This window comes from Streptomyces sp. NPDC036813 (genome assembly GCF_055609245.1).
Genome location: NZ_JBVJPV010000001.1, coordinates 38,212 through 55,963, shown reverse-complemented (window position 1 = coordinate 55,963; position 17,752 = coordinate 38,212). Strand labels below are relative to the sequence as shown.

Genomic DNA, 17,752 nt, shown 5'->3' with positions numbered 1-17,752 from the left:
ATGACCTGGGTGGCCGCGGTCGCGCGGTTGCGAGCCCACCGGGAACCCGGTGTGCTCGTGACCGTCGCGACCGTGCGCGGTCACGCACCACGCAAGGCCGGCGCCAAACTCGTCGTGGGACAGTCCGAGACCTGGGGTTCCATCGGCGGCGGCAACATCGAGGCCGTCGCGATCGACCGGGCCCGCGAGCTGATCGGCACGCCCGACGCGGAGCCGGAGCTGATGGACTTCAAGCTCAACGACAAGGTCACCAACCGGCACGGCGTGCAGTGCTGCGGCGGAGCCGTCTCCGTGCTGCTCGAACCGCTCCCGGTGGTGCCGGCGGTGGCGATCTTCGGCATCGGCCATGTGGGGCTGGAGCTGGCCCGCATCCTGGCCCGCCACAACCTGGATCTGCATCTGACCGACACCCGCGCCGACATGCTCACCGACGAACGGCTCGGCGTGCTGCTCGCCGACGCGGTGGCACAGGTCCATGTGCACCACGTCCCGCTGCTCCCGGAAGAGGTGCTCGCGGAGCTGGCACCGGGCACCCACGTTCTGATCATGACGCACGACCACGCCGAGGACGCCGCGCTGGCCGACGCGGCGCTGCGCACCGAGGGTCTCGGGTCGATCGGGCTGATCGGCTCGTCCGCCAAATGGGCGCGGTTCCGGCACCGGCTGTCCACCGAGGGCGGCCACGACGACGCCACCATCGACCGGATCAAGACGCCGATCGGACTGACCGAGATCACGGGCAAGGAGCCCGCCACGATCGCGGTGAGCGTCGCGGCGGACCTCCTGCTGACGTTCGAGAAGGACGGCCACTGAGCGCGGCCCCGTCTGCCCCTCCGAGGAGCCACTCTGTGGCTCCTTTCGGCTTTTACCGCACATGACGTCAGGTGGAACAACAGCCACACGGACGGCGGGCCCGGGCTGGCCGGCACTTGTAGAAGTCTACGAAGACCCCGCCTCAGCCTGCGGTGTCTTCGTGCCTTCCACCCCTAGCTGACACCCCTCGATTGGCGGTGTACTCCTGACACGAGTTGCAACGCGTCGTACATCCGATCGGCACCCGCAATGCGATGGTCATTTCGGACTGCCCCATCTGTTCCCACCGCATCCGAAAAGGAGTGGCCGTGACCGCGCACATTCAGGAAACGAGCATCCAGGACCTCAAGCGCGCCTGGATGGAAGAGGCGATCAGCCTGGCCACCAACAGCGTCGCGAACGGCGGCGGCCCGTTCGGCGCCCTCGTCGCCAAGGACGGCGAGATCGTCGCCCTCGGGAACAACCAGGTCACCGCGTCTCTCGACCCGACGGCTCACGCCGAGGTGAGCGCGATGCGGGCCGCCTGCAAGGAGCTGGGCAACTTCTCGCTGGCCGGCTGCATCCTGGTCACCTCGTGCGAGCCGTGTCCGATGTGCCTGTCCTCCGCCCTGTGGGCGCGCGTGGACGCGATCATCTACTCCGCCGACCGCCACGACGCCGCGGTGGCCGGTTTCGACGACCGCAAGTTCTACGACCTGTTCGAGAAGCAGCCGCAGTCGAAGTGGCCGACCCGGGTCGAGCACCTGGACCTGCCGAACCGCACGGCGCCGTTCGACGCGTGGCTGGCCAAGGCCGACCGCATCGACTACTGAGCCCGTCCGCCCGCTGAGCCCGCCCACCGGGCCCGGGCGCCCCTGAACGCACAGACGACCGATGCCCCGGCGGGACTCACGCCGGGGCATCGGCGTGCCCGGGTGCTCCGCCGGGGCGGCGGGCGGGGGTCAGACCTGCGTCAGCGTGATGTCCTGCTGACGGGCCGCGTGGAAGCGGGGCAGCGGGAGACCTCCCTGGGGGCGCAGCTCCAGCACGGTGGTCTCGACGTGGGCCGCGCCGGGGCGCAGGGCGTCGGTGGCGACCTTGCCGGTGTTCTGCCAGGTGTGCTCGGCCCCGTCGCAGACGGCACGGGTGCCGCCGATGCCGTACCGCAGGGTGGACGCGTACGGGCCGTTGGCCGGCGCGTTCTGGGAGACGGCGGCGCTGATGAAGACCGGGCCGGAGCTGCCGAGGCAGCTGTAGGTGCCGGACAGGGTGACGGTGCCGTCGGCGGTGATCCGGCCGACCGGGTCGACGGTGATCGTCTCGTAGGGGTCGGCCGCGGCCGAGGCGACGGGGGCCGCGCCCAGCAGCGCCAGCGCGGCGGCCGCCGTGCCGAGGGCGGTGCGCAGCGAGGTACGGCGCAGTGGGGACGGGGACGGGGACAGTGTCATCGGGAACCTCCTGAGGTGGGGGTTTCCACTGGTACCGGCCCGGCGCGCCCGCGCGCGTGATCGTCACCCCTTCGGTGGCGCGTCCCGCGGCTTTGCGGGTGGTGTGCCTCTGCCGTCTGCGCGTCTTCGTCCCGCCCCGGCCGTCGCGGGACGGTCCCCGGTATGTCGTAGGGCTGTCACGCTTGTCGGCCCGGCCTTGGCGGGCGCCGACCGGCGGGCGCATGGTCGAGCCGTACGGACGGTCACTCGACCGGCCTCATCACGTGGAGGTGCGCCATGTGTTCCCACCGCTCCTCGTGCCCCGCGGCCGACGGCCGCCCCGCGCACGTCGTGGCCGCCCACCCCGAGCAGGGCTGGAGCCTGCTGTGCGACGGCACGATCGTCTTCGACGACACCGGCGAGCTGCTCCCCGACGGCCGCCCCGTCGCTCCGCACCGCGCCCCTTGCGACCGCCTCGCAGTGACCGTGTGACCCCGCGGGGGCTGCGTGCGACGCGGGGGCGCGGCGCCTGCCCGACGGGGGCGGCATGGGCCCTGCGCAGGGTGCCCCTGCGGGGGGATCAGTGGGCTTGGGCCCGGCGCCCTGAGCCGGGGCTGAAGCTGGGGCTGGGGTTCCTGGGCCGGGGACACAGACCCGAGGGCCGGAGTCGGGCCAGAGGCCCGGGGCGGAGGGGCCGGAGCCCGGGCCAGAAACCCGAAGCTGGGGCCCACAGGCCCCCGGCGCCGGGCCGGGGGGAACCCTGGCGCGGTTGGGGACCCGGGCCGGGACCGGCGGCCGGGGCCCCCAGCTCGGGGCGGGGGCCAGGCACCCGGGGGCGTGCCAGAGGTCGCCCGGGCCAGGCGCGGACCCCGTACGGCAGAGACCCGGGGGCGAGGTCACGGCAGGACCGCGAAGCCGTCCAGTTCGATGAGGGCTTCCTCGTCCCACAGGCGTACGACCTGGACGACCGCCATCGCCGGGTAGTCGCGGCCCGCCGACTTCCGCCAGATGCGGCCGAGTTCGGCGGCGTGGGCGCGGTAGGCGGCGACGTCCGTGGCGTAGACGGTGACGCGGGCGAGGTCGGCCGGGGTGCCGCCCGCCGCGTGCAGCGCGGTCAGCAGATTGGCCAGTGCCCGTGCGAACTGCTCGGGCAGGGTGGCGCCGGTGACCTTGCCGTCGGCGTCCAGGGCGGTCTGCCCGGCGAGGAAGACCACGCGGGAGCCCGTGGCGACGACGGCGTGGGAGAAGCCGGCGGGCGGGGACATCCCGGGCGGGTTGATGCGCTCGGTGGTCACTCGGCGGCCTCCTGTCGGGCGTACAACTCCTTGGCGATGATGCCCCGTTGGACCTCGCTCGCGCCCTCGTAGATGCGCGGGGCGCGCACCTCGCGGTAGAGGTGCTCCAGCAGGTGTCCGCGCTGCAACGCACGGGCGCCGTGCAGCTGGACGGCCGTGTCGACGACGAACTGCGCTGTCTCGGTGGCCAGCAGTTTCGCCATCGCTGCACGCTTCGGCACGTCGGGGGCCTTCTCGTCGTACGCCGACGCCGCCGCGTACACCAGCAGGCGGGCGGCCTCGGTGCGCAGGGCCATTTCGGCAACCTGATGGGAGACGGCCTGCAGGTCGCTCAGCGTGCCGCCGAAGGCGGTGCGGCGGGCGGTGTGGGCGAGCGTGGCGTCCAGGGCGGCCTGGGCCATGCCGACGGCGAAGGCGCCGACGCTGGGCCGGAACAGGTTCAGGGTGCCCATGGCGACGGCGAAGCCGCGGTCGACCTCGCCGAGGACGTCGTCACCGGTCACGGGGACGGCGTCGAAACGCAGGGCGCCGATGGGGTGCGGGGAGAGCATCTCCAGGGCGCTGCCGCTCAGTCCCGGGCGATCGGCCGGGACGAGGAAGGCGGTGACGCCACGGGCGCCGGCCCCGGGGGTGGTGCGGGCGAAGACGGTGTAGAAGTCGGCCTCGGGGGCGTTGGAGATCCAGCACTTCTCCCCGGTGAGGCGCCAGCGCCGCGATCCGTCGGCCTCGGCGACCGTCTCCTGCGCACCACCTGGCGGCTCCCCACCCGCCGCCCGGTCACCGCCGGGGTGCACGGACGCGTCCAGGGCCGGCCCGCCGCCCGCCCGCCCTTGCGACTCGGGCCGTGCCGCACGACCCTCACCCGGCCGCGCCACCGGCTCAGGGGACGTCACGCCGCCGCCAGGCCGCCCCACCACCCCGGGCGCCACCCCGCCGCCAGGCCGCCCCACCACCCCGGGCGACGCCACCCCGCCGCCAGGCCGCGCCTCCCCCTCCGCCGACGCCTCCTCCTCCGCGGCCAGATTCAGCGCCCCCGCGTCCGAGCCCGCTCCCGGCTCGCTCAGGGCGAAGGCCGCGATCGCGGTGCCGTCGGTGACCGCCGGGAGCCAGCGGGTGCGCTGGGCCTCGGTGCCGTAGGCGTGCACGGGGTGGGCGCCCAGGCCCTGGAGGGCGAGGGCGGTCTCCGCCTCGGTGCAGGCGTACGCCAGGGACTCCCGCATCAGGCACAGCTCGAGCGCGCCGGAGGCGAACACGCGGCGCAGCAGGCCCAGCCGGCCCAGTTCGGCGACGAGGGCACGGTTGACGTGGCCGGGTTCGCCCTTCTCGGCGAGCGGGCGCAGCCGCCGCGCGGCCATGGTGCGCAGCTCGGCACACCAGGCGGTCTGTTCCGGTTCGAGCGAGAATGCGGGCATTGCCGGTCCTCTCTCCCACGGGCTCGACCACGGGCTCGCACCGACGATATCGCGTACCGTTGACTGTCGTCACCAAGGCGATACGCTCCCGATAGCGAGCCCGGTAAGCGAGCCCACCACCACGGCCGACTCGGCAAGGGGGCGAACCGCCATGAACACCTCGGCGCACCTCGACACGTTCGCGCGCGACCACCTCCCGCCGCGCGAGCAGTGGCCCGAGCTCCGCTTCGAGCTCCCGGAGCTGCACTACCCCGATCGGCTGAACTGCGCGGACGCCCTGCTCACCGGCCCACCGGACGGCCGCCCCGCCTTCCGCACCCTCACCGGGGACCTCTGGACCTACGGTGACCTGCGCTCCCGCGTGGACCGGCTCGCGCATCTGCTCACCCGCGACCTCGGTGTCGTCCCCGGCAACCGGGTTCTGCTGCGCGGCCCCACCACTCCGTGGCTCGCCGCGTGCTGGCTCGCGGTGCTGAAGGCGGGCGCGATCGCCGTCACCGTGCTGGCCCAGCAGCGCCCGCACGAGCTGGCCACGATGTGCGAGATCGCCCACGTCCGGCACGCCCTGTGCGACATCCGCGCGGTCGACGACCTGGCCAAGGCCGAGATACCCGGACTCGTCCTCACCACCTACGGCGGCGACGCCCCCGACGACCTCCTCAACCGCCCCGCACCCCAGGGGCCGTACAAGGCCGTGGACACCGCGGCCGACGACGTGGCGCTGATCGCCTTCACCTCCGGCACCACGGGCCGCCCGAAGGGGTGCATGCACGTCCACCGGGACGTGCTCGCCATCGCCGACACCTTCTCCCGGCACGTGCTGAAACCCACCGCCGACGACGTGTTCACCGGCTCTCCCCCGCTCGGCTTCACCTTCGGCCTCGGCGGTCTGGTGGTCTTCCCGCTGCGCGCGGGCGCCAGCGCGCTGCTGCTCGAACAGGCGCACCCGAAGCAGCTGTTGCCCGCGATCGCCGAGCACCGCGTCTCGGTCCTGTTCACCGCGCCGACCGCGTACCGGGCGATGCTCGCCGAACTCGACGGCCACGACGTCTCGTCGCTGCGCCGCTGCGTCTCGGCCGGCGAGAACCTGCCGGCCGCGACCTGGCACGCCTGGCACGAGAGAACCGGCCTGAGAATCATCAACGGCATCGGCGCCACCGAGCTGCTGCACATCTTCATCTCCGCCGCCGACGACGACGCCCGGCCGGGCACGACCGGCGTCCCGGTGCCCGGCTGGCAGGCGCGGGTGCAGGACGCCGAGGGCCGGGAACTGCCCGCCGGAGAGCCGGGACTGCTCGCCGTGCGCGGCCCGATCGGCTGCCGCTACCTCGCCGACCCGCGCCAGCGCGAGTACGTCCGCGGCGGCTGGAACATCACCGGTGACACCTATGTCCGCGACGACGACGGCTACTTCCGCTACGTCGCCCGCGCCGACGACATGATCATCTCGGCCGGGTACAACATCGCCGGACCCGAGGTCGAGGACGCCCTGCTGCGCCACCCCGACGTGGTCGAGGCGGCGGTCGTGGGCCGGCCCGACGAGGACCGCGGGCAGGTCGTCGTCGCCCACGTCGTCCTCAGGGAGGGCGCGGCACAGGACACCGAGGCGTTGCGCGCGCATGTCAAGTCCGAGCTGGCGCCGTACAAATGCCCGCGGGAGATCGTCTTCCTGGACGCGCTGCCGCGCACGGCGACCGGCAAATTGCAGCGGTTCCGGCTGCGCGCGGACGAGTGAGGTGAACACCGACGTGACCAGCAGCGACACCGACGACCTAAAATGATCAACGTGTCCGACCAGCACGCTCCCCGGTCCCTGATCGTCACGCTCTACGGCGCCTACGGCCGCTTCGTCCCGGGCCCGCTGCCCGTGGCCGAACTGATCCGGCTGCTGGCCGCGGTCGGCGTCGACGCGCCCTCGGTGCGCTCCTCGGTGTCCCGGCTCAAACGGCGCGGGCTGCTGCTGCCCGCGCGCACCGAGCGCGGCGCGGCAGGTTACGCGCTCTCACCCGAGGCGCGGCAGCTGCTGGAGGACGGCGACCGCCGTATCTACGCCACCGCTCCGCCCGAGGACGAGGGCTGGGTGCTGGCGGTGTTCTCGGTACCGGAGTCCGAGCGCCAGAAGCGGCACGTGCTGCGCTCACGGCTGGCAGGTCTCGGCTTCGGCACGGCGGCGCCCGGCGTGTGGATCGCCCCGGCCCGGCTGTACGAGGAGACCCGGCACACGCTTCAGCGGCTGCGCCTCGACGGCTACGTCGACTTCTTCCGCGGCGAGCACCTCGGCTACGCGCCGACGGCCGAGGCGGTGGCCCGCTGGTGGGATCTCGCGGCCATCGCCAAGGAGCACGAGGCGTTCCTCGACCGCCACGAACGGGTGCTGCACGCCTGGCAGCAGCGCGCCGGCACCCCGCCCGAGGATGCCTACCGCGACTACCTCCTCGCCCTCGACACCTGGCGCCACCTGCCCTATGCCGACCCCGGCCTGCCCGCGCGGCTGCTGCCCGCCGACTGGCCGGGGGTGCGCTCGGCGGCGGTGTTCCGTGCCCTGCACGAGCGCCTGCGCGACGCGGGCGGCGCGTTCGCGGGCGTGACCCCCGGCCCCACGGCGGCCTGACACACCGGCCGCCACGCCCCTCGGAGAGCAGCGGAAGCCGGTTCAGCGACCGCCGCCCAGCGCGAGCCGGGGCTTCGGCGCGTCCGTACGGCCCGTCTGGGGGCGGCGGCTGCCCGCGCGGTACGGGGCGGGCCAGACGGCGCCCGGGCCGCTGTAGCCCTGCTCGGCGGCCGCGTGCAGGGTCCAGTGCGGGTCGTACAGGTGCGGGCGGGCCAGCGCACACAGGTCGGCACGCCCGGCGAGAATCAGGGAGTTGACGTCGTCCCAGGAGGAGATGGCACCGACCGCGATCACCGGGACGCCCGCCTCCTGCCGGATCCGGTCCGCGTACGGCGTCTGGTAGGAGCGCCCGAACTGAGGCCGTTCCTCGGCGACGACCTGCCCGGTGGACACGTCGATCGCGTCGGCGCCGTGCGCGGCGAAGGCACGGGCGATCTGCACGGCGTCCTCGGCGGTGGTGCCGCCGTCGGCCCAGTCGGTGGCGGAGATCCGTACGGTCAGGGGCCGTTCGGCCGGCCACACCTCGCGGACGGCGTCGAAGACCTCCAGCGGGAACCGCAGCCGCTTGTCGAGGCTGCCCCCGTAGGCGTCCGTGCGGCGGTTGGTCAGCGGGGACAGGAAGCCGGAGAGCAGGTAGCCGTGCGCGCAGTGCAGTTCGAGCAGGTCGAAACCGGCCCGGGCGGCCCGTACGGCGGCGCCGGTGAACTGCTGCCGGATGTCGGTCAGTTGGGCCCGCGACAGCTCGCGCGGCACCTGGCTGCCCGGCTTGTACGGCAGCGGTGAGGGGGCCAGCACCGGCCAGTTGCCGTCGGGCAGCGGCTCGTCCATGCCCTCCCACATGAGCTGTGTCGAACCCTTGCGGCCACTGTGGCCGAGCTGCACACCGATCGCCGTACCCGGCGACTGCGCGTGCACGAAGGACACGATCCGTTTCCAGGCCGCCGCCTGCCGGCCGTCGTACAGGCCCGCGCAGCCGGGGGTGATCCGGCCCTCGGGGCTGACGCACACCATCTCGGTCATCACCAGGCCCGCCCCGCCGAGGGCCCGGGCACCGAGGTGGACGAGGTGGAAGTCGCCGGGGACGCCGTCGACGGCCGAGTACATGTCCATCGGGGAGACGACGACCCGGTTGCGCAGGGTCAGACCGCGCAGCCGGAACGGGGTGAACATCGGGGGCGTACCGGGCGGGCAGCCGAACTCCCGCTCCACGGAGGCGGTGAAACGGGCGTCGCGCAGGCGGAGGTTGTCGTGGGTGACGCGGCGCGAGCGGGTCAGCAGGTTGAACGCGAACTGCCGGGGCGGCTGGCCGAGGTACAGCGCGAGGTTCTCGAACCACTCCAGGCTGGCGCGGGCGGCGCGCTGTGTGGAGGCGACGACGGGCTTGCGTTCCTCCTCGTAGGCGGTCAACGCACTCTTCAGATCGGGCTGTTCCTCCAGGCAGGCGGCCAGCGCGAGCGCGTCCTCGACGGCGAGTTTGGTGCCGGAGCCGATGGAGAAGTGGGCCGTGTGGGCGGCGTCACCGAGCAGGACGACGTTGCCGTGCGACCAGCGGTCGTTGACGACCGTGCGGAACGTGGTCCACGCGGAGTTGTTCGAGCGCAGCGGCCGGCCTCCGAGGGCGTCAGCGAAGATCTTGGCGCAGCGCGCGATCGACTCGCTCTCGGTCAGCTCGTCGAATCCGGCGGCTCGCCAGACCTCCTCGTGCATCTCCACGATCACGGTGGAGGCGCCGTCCGCATAGGGATAGCCGTGCAGTTGCATCACGCCGTGCTCGGTCTCGGCGATCTCGAAGCGGAAGGCGTCGAAGGCGAAGTCGGCGGCGAGCCAGATGTAACGGCAGTGGTGCGCGGTGATGCGGGGGCGGAAGGTGTCGGCGTACCGCGCCCGGGTGATGCTGTTGACTCCGTCGGCGGCGATGACCAGGTCGTACGTCGCCGCCAGGGTGTCCGCGTCCGGTGCCTGTTCGCTGAAGCGCAGCTCGACGCCGAGTTCCCGGCAGCGGTCGTGCAGGATCTGCAGGAGGCGCTTGCGGCCGAGGGCCGCGAAGCCATGGCCGCTGGAGGTGTGTTTCACGCCTCGGTGGACGATGTCGATGTCGTCCCAGCGGGTGAAGTGCACCTGGAGGGCTTCGTAGACCGCGGGGTCGGCGTGTTCGATGCCGCCGAGGGTCTCGTCGGAGAGGACCACGCCGAAGCCGAAGGTGTCGTCGGGGGCGTTGCGTTCCCACGCGGTCACCTGCCGGTGAGGGTCCAGGCGTTTCAGCAACGCCGCTGCGTAGAGGCCGCCGGGGCCCCCGCCGATGATCGCGATGCGTTGGGGGCGTTTTCGGTTCTCCGGCGGCTGCGTGTCCGTTGTGGCTGGTCGCGCCCCGCGGCTGAGCCGCATATCGGCGCTGCCCTGCGCCCCTTGGGTCGGCACGATCACCGCCCCCTCCATTTGGGAGGTCGTTTCTCCGTGAAGGCCGCGTGGAATTCCGCGTAGTCCTCGCCGTTCATCAGCAGGGCCTGGGTCGAGGCGTCCAGCTCGATCGAAGCGGCCAGCGGCATGTCCAGCTCCGCGGTGAGGAGGGCCTTGGTCTGGGCGTACGCCAGGGCCGGCCCGTCCGCCAGGCGGCGGGCCAGGGTCCGGGCCGCCTCGTCGGCGCGGCCGTCCTCCGTCAGCTCGCTGATCAGGCCGATGCGCTCGGCTTCCAGGGCGCGGACCGGTTCGCCGAGCATGAGCAGGCGGGTCGCGTGGCCGAGGCCGACGACCCGGGGGAGCAGGTAGGCCGCGCCCATGTCGCCGCCGGACAGGCCGACGCGGGTGAAGAGGAAGGCGAACCGGGCCGACGGGTCCGCCACCCGGAAGTCCGCCGCCAGGGCGAGCACCGCTCCGGCGCCGGCGGCCACGCCGTGCACCGCGGCGATCACCGGGAACGGGCATTCGCGGATCGCCCGTACGACCTGGCCGGTCATCCGGTTGAAGTCGAGCAACTGCGCGGTGTCCATGGACAGCGTGGCGCCGATGATCTCGTCGACGTCGCCGCCGGAGCAGAAGCCGCGGCCCTCGCCGGCCAGCACCAGGGCCCGCACGGACCGCTCGCGGGACAGTTCGGCGAGCAGGTCGCGCAGGTCGGCGTAGGCGCCGAAGGTGAGCGCGTTGAGCTTGTCGGGGCGGGCCAGGGTGACGGTGGCGACCCCGTCGGCGTGCTCCACCCGCAGGTGTTCCCAGGCGGGGGTGCGGGCGGCGGAGCCGGTGAAGGGACTCATGCGGGCGGCCTCCTCACTGAGTGCTACCCATGAAGCTATCACCGATCCGTGACTATCGTCACGAGGGCGCGATACGACGACCGGGACATTGGCCGAAGAACGTCACGGCTCCTCGATGACCCGGTAACAGGGGGACTCCTGGGGCGCGGCGGGGCGTGCCGACGGGTAGGTCGCCGGGTGCCGGGGCCGACGGACCCGGACGCCGCCCGGCCGATGGTTCACAGGGGCGGCGCCGTATCCTTCATACGTTGAAAGCAGGACAGCCTGCTGATGAACGGACTCGCTGTGTACGAACCCCCCACCTCGTCCGCCTCCTGGCGCATCGCGCTGCCGCACACCGCAGCGGCCGTGCCGGTGGCGCGCGCTCTGGTGCGCACGGCCCTGGCCGAGCTGGAGCACGGGGCGGACAGCGACACCGCGGAGCTGCTGACGGCGGAGCTGGTGGCGAACGCCGTGGAGCACACCGCCGGGGGCGCGCCGATAGAGCTGGTCGTGGAGCTGCTGCCGAGCGGCTGCCAGGTGGAGGTGCACGACCCGGATCCGGCGCCGCCGGGCGAGCTGACCCGGCCCACCCTGGCCGTGCCCGATCCGTGGCAGGAGGGCGGACGCGGGCTGCTGCTGATCCGCGCGCTCAGCTCGTCGTGCGGGCACCGCCCCACCGAGTCCGGCAAGGCGGTGTGGTTCAGACTCCCAGCGGTTCCCGCTCAGCGGCGTCCGGCGTGACCTCGGCGGCCCGGTGCGCCAGCCGTGAGTTGCGACGCCCGTAGGCGGCGTACACACCGAGGCCGACGGCGAGGAAGGCGGCGAACTGGAGCCAGGCGCTCCAGCCCGTCTCGTACATCAGGTACAGGCAGAAGCCGACGCCGAGCAGCGGCAGCACCGGGTAGAGCGGCACCCGGAAGGTGCGGGCGAGGCCCGGCTCGCGGCGGCGCAGGGCGATGACGGCGATGTTGACCACGGCCATGATCGCGAGGGTGCCGATGGTGCACAGGTCGACCACCGCGTCCAGGGAGGCGAAGGCGGCCGGGACCGCGAAGACGACGGCGATGATCATCGTGCCCGCGACGGGGGTGGCGGTGCGCGGGGAGACCTTCTCGAAGACGCGCGGGACCAGCCCGTCCCGGGACATCGACATCAGGATGCGGCTCTGGCCGTACATCACGGCCAGCGTCACCGAGGCGATCGCGACGACCGCGCCGAAGGCGATGATGCCGCCGCCGACCGTGGAGCCGGTGACCTCGTTGACGACGTAGGACAGGGCGGCGGGGCGGCCGCCGACCTCCTTGCCGCCGACGGCGCCGGTGGCGGCGAGGGCGACCGCGCAGTACAGCAGGGTGACGATGCCCATGCAGACCAGGATGGCTATGGGGATGTCCCGGCGCGGGTTCTTGGCCTCCTCGCCGGCCGTGGTGATCGCGTCGAAGCCGATGTAGGAGAAGAACGCGGCCGTGGTGCCCGCGCCGATGCCGCCGAGGCCGGCCGGCGCGAACGGGGTGAGGTTGCCGTCCTTGAAGGCGTAGAAGCCGATGGCGCAGAACGCGAGCAGGATGACGAGCTTGACCGCGGCCATCGCGGCGGTCGCGCGGGCGCTCTCGCGCACTCCGCGCACCAGCAGCACGCAGGCCAGCGCGATGACGATCACTGCGGGCAGGTTCACGATCCCGCCCTCGCCGGGCCCGGCGGACAGGGCGGCGGGCAGCTGCCAGCCGGTGAGGCTGTGCAGCAGCTCGTTGACGTACTGGCTCCAGCCGACGGCGACGGCGGAGATGGACACGCCGTATTCGAGGAGCAGGCACCAGCCGACGAGGAAGGCGGTGGTCTCGCCGAGGCCGGCGTAGGCGAAGGAGTACGACGATCCGGAGACCGGGATCGCGCCGCCCAGCTCGGCGAAGGAGAACGCGGTGAAGACGCAGGTGATCGCCGCGAGCAGGAAGGAGACGACGACGGCGGGCCCGGCCTGGGCGACGGAGTCGGAGAGGCCGACGAAGATGCCGGTGCCGACGATCGCGCCGACGCCGAAGCAGATGAGCTGGGACAGGCCCATCGTGCGCTTCAGGCCGTGGCCGTCCAGGTCGGCGCCGGATTCGGCGACCAGGAGCGCGGGGGACTTGATGCGGGGCATGCGGGTGGTGCTCGTTTCTGGGGACGGATGCGCCCGGATGGGGCGCGCGACGGCCGCGGAAGGGGTGGCTCCGGGCCGCCGGACAGCATAAGGCCTGGTGGTCAGGCCGGTCCGACGCGAAGGTCAGGCGAGCGTGGCCACGAGGACGGCCTTGATGGTGTGCAGCCGGTTCTCGGCCTCGTCGAAGACGACCGAGTGCGCGGACTCGAAGACCTCGTCGGTGACCTCCAGCGAGTCCAGGCCGTGGGTCTCGAAGATCTCGCGTCCGACCTTGGTGCCGAGGTCATGGAAGGCCGGCAGGCAGTGCAGGAACTTCACGTCCGCGTTGCCGGTGGCGCGCAGCACGTCCATGGTCACCGCGTACGGGGCCAGGGCGGCGATGCGCTCGTCCCAGACCTCCTTGGGCTCGCCCATGGACACCCAGACGTCGGTGGCGACGAAGTCGGCGCCGCGGACGCCCTCCTCCAGTGCCTCGGTGAGGGTGACGCGGGCGCCGGTCGACTCGGCCAGCTCGCGCGCCCGGTCGACGATCTCCTGGGCGGGCCAGTAGGACTTCGGGGCGACGATCCGTACGTCCATGCCGAGCAGGGCGCCGGTGACCAGGTAGGAGTTGCCCATGTTGAAGCGGGCGTCGCCCAGGTAGGCGAAGGCGATCCCGGTGAGCGGCTTGTCGCTGTGCTCGGTCATGGTGAGCACGTCGGCGAGCATCTGGGTGGGGTGCCATTCGTCGGTGAGCCCGTTGAACACGGGCACACCGGCACAGGCGGCCAGCTCCTCGACCTTCTCCTGGCTGTCGCCGCGGTACTCGATACCGTCGAACATCCGGCCCAGCACCCGCGCGGTGTCCCGCACGGACTCCTTGTGGCCGATCTGGGAGCCCGACGGGTCCAGGTAGGTGGTGTGGGCGCCCTGGTCGGCGGCGGCGACCTCGAACGCGCAGCGCGTACGGGTGGAGGTCTTCTCGAAGATCAGCGCGATGTTCCTGCCGCGCAGATGCTGCGTCTCGGTCCCGGCCTTCTTGGCGGCCTTCAGCTCGGCGGCCAGCTCGACCAGCCCGCGGAACTCCTCGGGGGTGAAGTCCAGCTCCTTGAGGAAGTGGCGGCCGGCGAGGGCGGTCGGGACTGTCGCCATGGGGGCGCTCCAGAGGGACGGTGGACGGCTGACTATTGGAAGTCTATACGACGTTCAGCATTTATATACAGTCACCCCCCGCGGTCATGCGCCTATACGGCGTCCCGTTCCACCGGACAGCTCATGCACCGCGGACCTCCCCTCCCCCGGCCCAGCTCGCTGCCCGGGATCTCGATCACCTCGATGCCCTGCTTGCGCAGGTGGGTGTTGGTGGTGGAGTTGCGTTCGTAGGCGACGACGACACCCGGCTCGACGGCCAGCACGTTGCAGCCGTCGTCCCACTGCTCCCGCTCGGCGGCGTGGACGTCCTGCGTGGCGGTGAGCACACGGATCTCGCTCAGCCCGAGCGAGGCGGCGATCGCGCGGTGCATGTGCTCCGGCGGATGGTCGGTGACCTTCAGCTCGTTCTCACCGGCGCCGGGCTCGATGGTGTACGAGCGCAGCATGCCGAGCCCCGCGTACTGGGTGAAGGTGTCGCCGTCGACCATGGTCATCACGGTGTCGAGGTGCATGAACGCCCGCCGCTTGGGCATGTCGAGCGCCACGATCGTGCGGGCCGAACCGGCCGCGAACAGCTTGTGCGCGAGCATCTCCACGGCCTGCGGTGTGGTGCGCTCGCTCATGCCGATCAGCACCGCGCCGTTGCCGATGACCAGCACGTCGCCGCCCTCGATGGTGGAGGGGTAGTCGGCCTGCCCCTCGGACCACAGGCGGAACGGTTCGTCACGGAAGAGGGGATGGTGCCGGTAGATCGCTTCAAAATGCACGGTCTCGCGCTGCCGGGCCGGCCAGCGCATGGCGTTGACGGAGACACCGTCGTAGATCCAGGCGGAGGTGTCGCGGGTGAAGAGGTGGTTGGGCAGCGGGGCCAGCAGGAAGTCGTCCAGCTCCATGACGTGGAAGCGGACGGAGACCGGCTCGGCGTGCTCCTGGAGGAACTCGCGCTTGGTCATCCCGCCGACCAGCGCCTCGGCCAGTTCACGCGCGGGGAGGGTCTCGAAGGCGGCGCGCAGATGGTCGGTGGCGAGCGGGCCGTACTCCTTCTCGTCGAAGACGCGGTGCAGGACGAGCGACCGGGCCGCCGGGATCTCCAGCGTCTCGGTGAGCAGGTCGCCGAAGAGGTGCACGGTGACACCGCGGTCGCGCAGTACGTCGGCGAACCCGTCGTGCTCGGCGCGCGCCCGGCGCACCCACAGCACGTCGTCGAAGAGGAGGGTCGTCTTGTTGCTGGGCGTGAGCCTTTTGAGCTCGAGGTCCGGCCGGTGCAGGATCACGCGGCGCAGCCGCCCGGCCTCGGAGTCGACGTGGAATCCCATGCCTCCATCCTGACCACCGGCTCCCGTCTTGACCCGCCACTCGCACGTTTCTCTTCTCCCCGGCTTCAGGAGATCTCCGCCCCGGCCCTCGCAGAGGGAGGGCTTTCGGCCAGGGAGCGGTGGTCACGCGGTGGGCTGGGGCTGGAGTTGTTCCGGGTGGGCGAGCAGGTGGCGGGCGGTGCGGCCCGGGTGGGCGGTGGCCCGGGCGACGATCCAGCCGGCCAGGGTGTGCGGTTCCGCCGGGTGGGCCGTCAGCAGCTCGGTGTAGCCGGTCAGCGCGGCGGCCGGGTCGCCGGAAGCCAGATGTTCGTCGGGGGTGCGCGGGAGGGCGGGCGCGGTGGCGAAGGCGTGGGTGCGCAGGTCGGGCCAGAAGGTGCGGTCCGCGCGGAAGCGCAGCGGGTCGGGGGTCTTGCGTGAGGCCGGTGCCGCCACGTTGCGCAGGCGCCACTCCGTGCGGTGCAGGAGGGCCGCCGTACGGGAGCGGGCGAGGGCGGCCGCGGGGACGGGTTCGCGCAGCCAGCCGTCCAGCGTGGCCGCGAGGCCCGAAACCAGGGCGCGGCCCGGGACGGTGAGGCGGTCGCTGGTCAGCAGGGTGCGCACGACCAGCCGGCTCTGCAGGCGGCGCAACGCGAAGTGGTAGCCGGCGGTGTCGGCCGCACGCTCGTCGCGGGCTCCGGCCAGCCGGTCCCGCCAGAAGCCGGCGACGCCGGTGAAGGCGTACGCCCCGTGCAGCAGGCCGGTCAGATGGCGCGGGTCGGCCCGCCAGGGGGCGTAGTAGCGCTCCTCCCGGTCGTCGTCGAGCAGCGGGAAGAGGTGCAGCAGGGCGGCCAGCTTGCTGTGCTGGAACTCGTGGACGAGGGTCTCGGCGAGGGCGAGCGCCGAGGACGGGCGGGAGATCACCATGCCGCCGAAGGAGTCGCCGCTGGAGGCGGACACCCGGACGGCGGGCGGCGCGGGCGGGGTGGCGGCGGTACGGCCGTAGGGGACCACGGAGCGGATCAGGGCCGCGTCCGTCCGGCCGGGGCCGGGGCCGCCGGAGGCGTCCAGCACGGCGGCGGCCTCCTCGAACAGCCGCTGCCAGGCCCGGGCCTCGGCGTCCTCCAGCCGGGCAGGGGGCAGCGGGTCGTCGAGGTCACGGTAGGGGTCGAGGTCGTCCAGCGGGACGGCGACCGGGCCCGCCGGGCGGTCGAGGGTGAGGGTGCGCAGCGGGAGCCAGCCGGTCTGCGCAAGTATCCCCCCGGTCGGTTCGCCCACGGCCGCGGTCGCGGGGCGGATCGTCAGCGCGGAGGCCTCGCCCGCGGTCAGGGTCAGTTCACCGGCGCGGACGACGGCACGGGCGACCGTCAGCCCCGGTGCCGCGTCGGGCAGCCGGGCCAGTCCGAGTCCGGGCAGCGGCAGACGGCCGTCGGTGAGCGGGACGCGGAGGTCCGCCGCCGTACCGGCGAGCAGTGACGCGGAGACGGCGAGGGCGCCCAGGTGACCGGCCTCCGCCCACAGCGGCGGCCCCGATGCCGTGCCGTGCAGCCGGCGCAGCACATGGGCGAGCCAGCCGCCGGTGGCCGGGGCGAGCAGCAGCCGGTCGACGGGCTCGGGCGCCCGGGCTGCGGCCTCCTTGACGACATGCCAGGCATCGGCGACGGACGTGACGGGCGTGGGCAGGTCCGCGGCGCGGTCGAGCAGCGTGCGCAGGAGCAGCAGCCGGCGAGCGCGCTCGGCCCGCTCCAGGAAGGCGACGGCCGCCGCCGAACCGCCGCCGGCGGCGAGTTCGGCGAAGAGCGCGTCGGGCATGCGCAGCGGGGCGGGGTGCTCGCTCGTCATGGGCGGGACCTCCGGTCACGGGTACGGGGGCCTCCGGCGGGCGAGCGGACGGCGCACGGCCGCGCTGCGGCACGTACGCGCCCCCTCGCCCCGACACGGCGGCTGGGCGGACGCGGCGGCTGGGATGGACAGTGGCTTGCCCGGGTGGTGTGGCGCCGCAGGTGGGCAGGGGCACTGGGTGGGGCGGGGCCGCCCGCGGTGGGGGCGGCACGCAGAACTGCGTCCCGCCGGCCGGTCGGTGGGCGAGGCCGCCGCCGGCCCAGGGGCGCGGGCGCGCAGAACCGCGTCCCGCCGGCCGGTCGCTGGGCGAGGCCGTCGGTGGCCGCGGGGCGCGGGCGGGCAGGCTGCGTGGGTGGGCGGCGGCGCGGGGTGGGGCGAGGCCGCCTGTGGTGGGGGCGGCCGGGCAGAAGTGCGTCCCGCCGGCCGGTCGGTGGGCAAGGCCGCCGCCGGCCCAGGGGCGCGGGCGCGCAGAACCGCGTGCCGTCGGCCGGTCGCTGGGCGAGGCCGTCGGTGGCCGCGGGGCGCGGGCGGGCAGGCTGCGTGGGTGGGCGGCGGCGCGGGGTGGGGCGAGGCCGCCTGT

The 17,752-nt window shown here is 73.3% G+C and carries 15 protein-coding genes; 6 read left to right on the top strand and 9 right to left on the bottom strand.

Annotated elements, in window-relative coordinates; translation table 11 throughout:
• Nucleotides 1–813, top strand: coding sequence for a xanthine dehydrogenase accessory protein XdhC (gene xdhC / locus ACZ67Q_RS00215; protein ID WP_471175947.1), 813 nt, complete (start codon nucleotides 1–3; stop codon nucleotides 811–813).
• Between the two features lie 359 nt (nucleotides 814–1,172).
• The gene (locus ACZ67Q_RS00210; protein WP_471175944.1) at nucleotides 1,173–1,625 is read left to right on the top strand and encodes a nucleoside deaminase; all 453 of its coding nucleotides are present in this window, start codon (nucleotides 1,173–1,175) and stop codon (nucleotides 1,623–1,625) included.
• 129 nt (nucleotides 1,626–1,754) lie between these two features.
• On the opposite strand, the gene ACZ67Q_RS00205 is transcribed toward ACZ67Q_RS00210, so the two are convergent.
• Entirely contained in the window at nucleotides 1,755–2,240 is a 486-nt protein-coding gene (locus ACZ67Q_RS00205; protein ID WP_471174566.1) for a DUF6299 family protein, read from the bottom strand.
• 276 nt (nucleotides 2,241–2,516) lie between these two features.
• Here ACZ67Q_RS00205 and ACZ67Q_RS00200 point away from each other — a divergent pair, with 276 nt between their 5' ends.
• A complete protein-coding gene (locus tag ACZ67Q_RS00200) occupies nucleotides 2,517–2,711 on the top strand; it encodes a DUF5999 family protein (RefSeq protein ID WP_471174564.1) in 195 nt (64 codons plus the stop codon).
• Between the two features lie 404 nt (nucleotides 2,712–3,115).
• On the opposite strand, the gene ACZ67Q_RS00195 is transcribed toward ACZ67Q_RS00200, so the two are convergent.
• Nucleotides 3,116–3,514 carry a RidA family protein gene (locus ACZ67Q_RS00195; RefSeq protein WP_471174562.1) on the bottom strand — a complete coding sequence of 133 codons (399 nt, stop codon included), beginning with the start codon at nucleotides 3,512–3,514 and terminating at the stop codon, nucleotides 3,116–3,118.
• Nucleotides 3,511–4,926 carry an acyl-CoA dehydrogenase family protein gene (locus ACZ67Q_RS00190; RefSeq protein WP_471174560.1) on the bottom strand — a complete coding sequence of 472 codons (1,416 nt, stop codon included), beginning with the start codon at nucleotides 4,924–4,926 and terminating at the stop codon, nucleotides 3,511–3,513. Before ACZ67Q_RS00190 ends, ACZ67Q_RS00195 begins: the two co-directional genes overlap by 4 nt.
• A 151-nt stretch (nucleotides 4,927–5,077) precedes the next feature.
• Between ACZ67Q_RS00190 and ACZ67Q_RS00185 the strand changes: the two genes are divergently transcribed.
• Complete coding sequence (locus ACZ67Q_RS00185) at nucleotides 5,078–6,661, top strand: AMP-binding protein (protein WP_471174558.1); 1,584 nt, start codon at nucleotides 5,078–5,080, stop codon at nucleotides 6,659–6,661.
• 42 nt (nucleotides 6,662–6,703) lie between these two features.
• Nucleotides 6,704–7,537, top strand: a complete 834-nt coding sequence (locus ACZ67Q_RS00180) for a PaaX family transcriptional regulator (RefSeq protein ID WP_471174556.1) — start codon at nucleotides 6,704–6,706, stop codon at nucleotides 7,535–7,537.
• A 42-nt stretch (nucleotides 7,538–7,579) separates the two neighbouring features.
• Here the strand turns inward: ACZ67Q_RS00180 and ACZ67Q_RS00175 are convergent, their stop codons facing one another.
• Together ACZ67Q_RS00175 and ACZ67Q_RS00170 are read right to left on the bottom strand one after the other, a co-directional pair.
• Nucleotides 7,580–9,973, bottom strand: a complete 2,394-nt coding sequence (locus ACZ67Q_RS00175; RefSeq protein ID WP_471174554.1) for a bifunctional salicylyl-CoA 5-hydroxylase/oxidoreductase — start codon at nucleotides 9,971–9,973, stop codon at nucleotides 7,580–7,582.
• Complete coding sequence (locus tag ACZ67Q_RS00170) at nucleotides 9,958–10,785, bottom strand: enoyl-CoA hydratase family protein (RefSeq protein WP_471174552.1); 828 nt, start codon at nucleotides 10,783–10,785, stop codon at nucleotides 9,958–9,960. The genes ACZ67Q_RS00175 and ACZ67Q_RS00170 overlap by 16 nt, the downstream gene beginning before the upstream one ends.
• A 270-nt stretch (nucleotides 10,786–11,055) precedes the next feature.
• Between ACZ67Q_RS00170 and ACZ67Q_RS00165 the strand changes: the two genes are divergently transcribed.
• The gene (locus ACZ67Q_RS00165; protein ID WP_471174550.1) at nucleotides 11,056–11,508 is read left to right on the top strand and encodes an ATP-binding protein; all 453 of its coding nucleotides are present in this window, start codon (nucleotides 11,056–11,058) and stop codon (nucleotides 11,506–11,508) included.
• Here the strand turns inward: ACZ67Q_RS00165 and ACZ67Q_RS00160 are convergent.
• From ACZ67Q_RS00160 to ACZ67Q_RS00145, 4 genes are all read right to left on the bottom strand, one after another.
• On the bottom strand, nucleotides 11,468–12,907 hold the full coding sequence (locus tag ACZ67Q_RS00160) for an amino acid permease (RefSeq protein ID WP_471174548.1): 1,440 nt from the start codon (nucleotides 12,905–12,907) through the stop codon (nucleotides 11,468–11,470). The genes ACZ67Q_RS00165 and ACZ67Q_RS00160 overlap by 41 nt on opposite strands.
• A gap of 123 nt (nucleotides 12,908–13,030) precedes the next feature.
• The gene (argF, locus tag ACZ67Q_RS00155; protein ID WP_471174546.1) at nucleotides 13,031–14,038 is read right to left on the bottom strand and encodes an ornithine carbamoyltransferase; all 1,008 of its coding nucleotides are present in this window, start codon (nucleotides 14,036–14,038) and stop codon (nucleotides 13,031–13,033) included.
• A 92-nt stretch (nucleotides 14,039–14,130) separates the two neighbouring features.
• On the bottom strand, nucleotides 14,131–15,354 hold the full coding sequence (locus ACZ67Q_RS00150) for an arginine deiminase (protein WP_471174544.1): 1,224 nt from the start codon (nucleotides 15,352–15,354) through the stop codon (nucleotides 14,131–14,133).
• A 123-nt stretch (nucleotides 15,355–15,477) separates the two neighbouring features.
• Nucleotides 15,478–17,172: an HEXXH motif domain-containing protein gene (locus ACZ67Q_RS00145; RefSeq protein WP_471174542.1), complete on the bottom strand. Its 1,695-nt coding sequence runs from the start codon at nucleotides 17,170–17,172 to the stop codon at nucleotides 15,478–15,480.
• Nucleotides 17,173–17,752 lie beyond the last annotated feature (580 nt).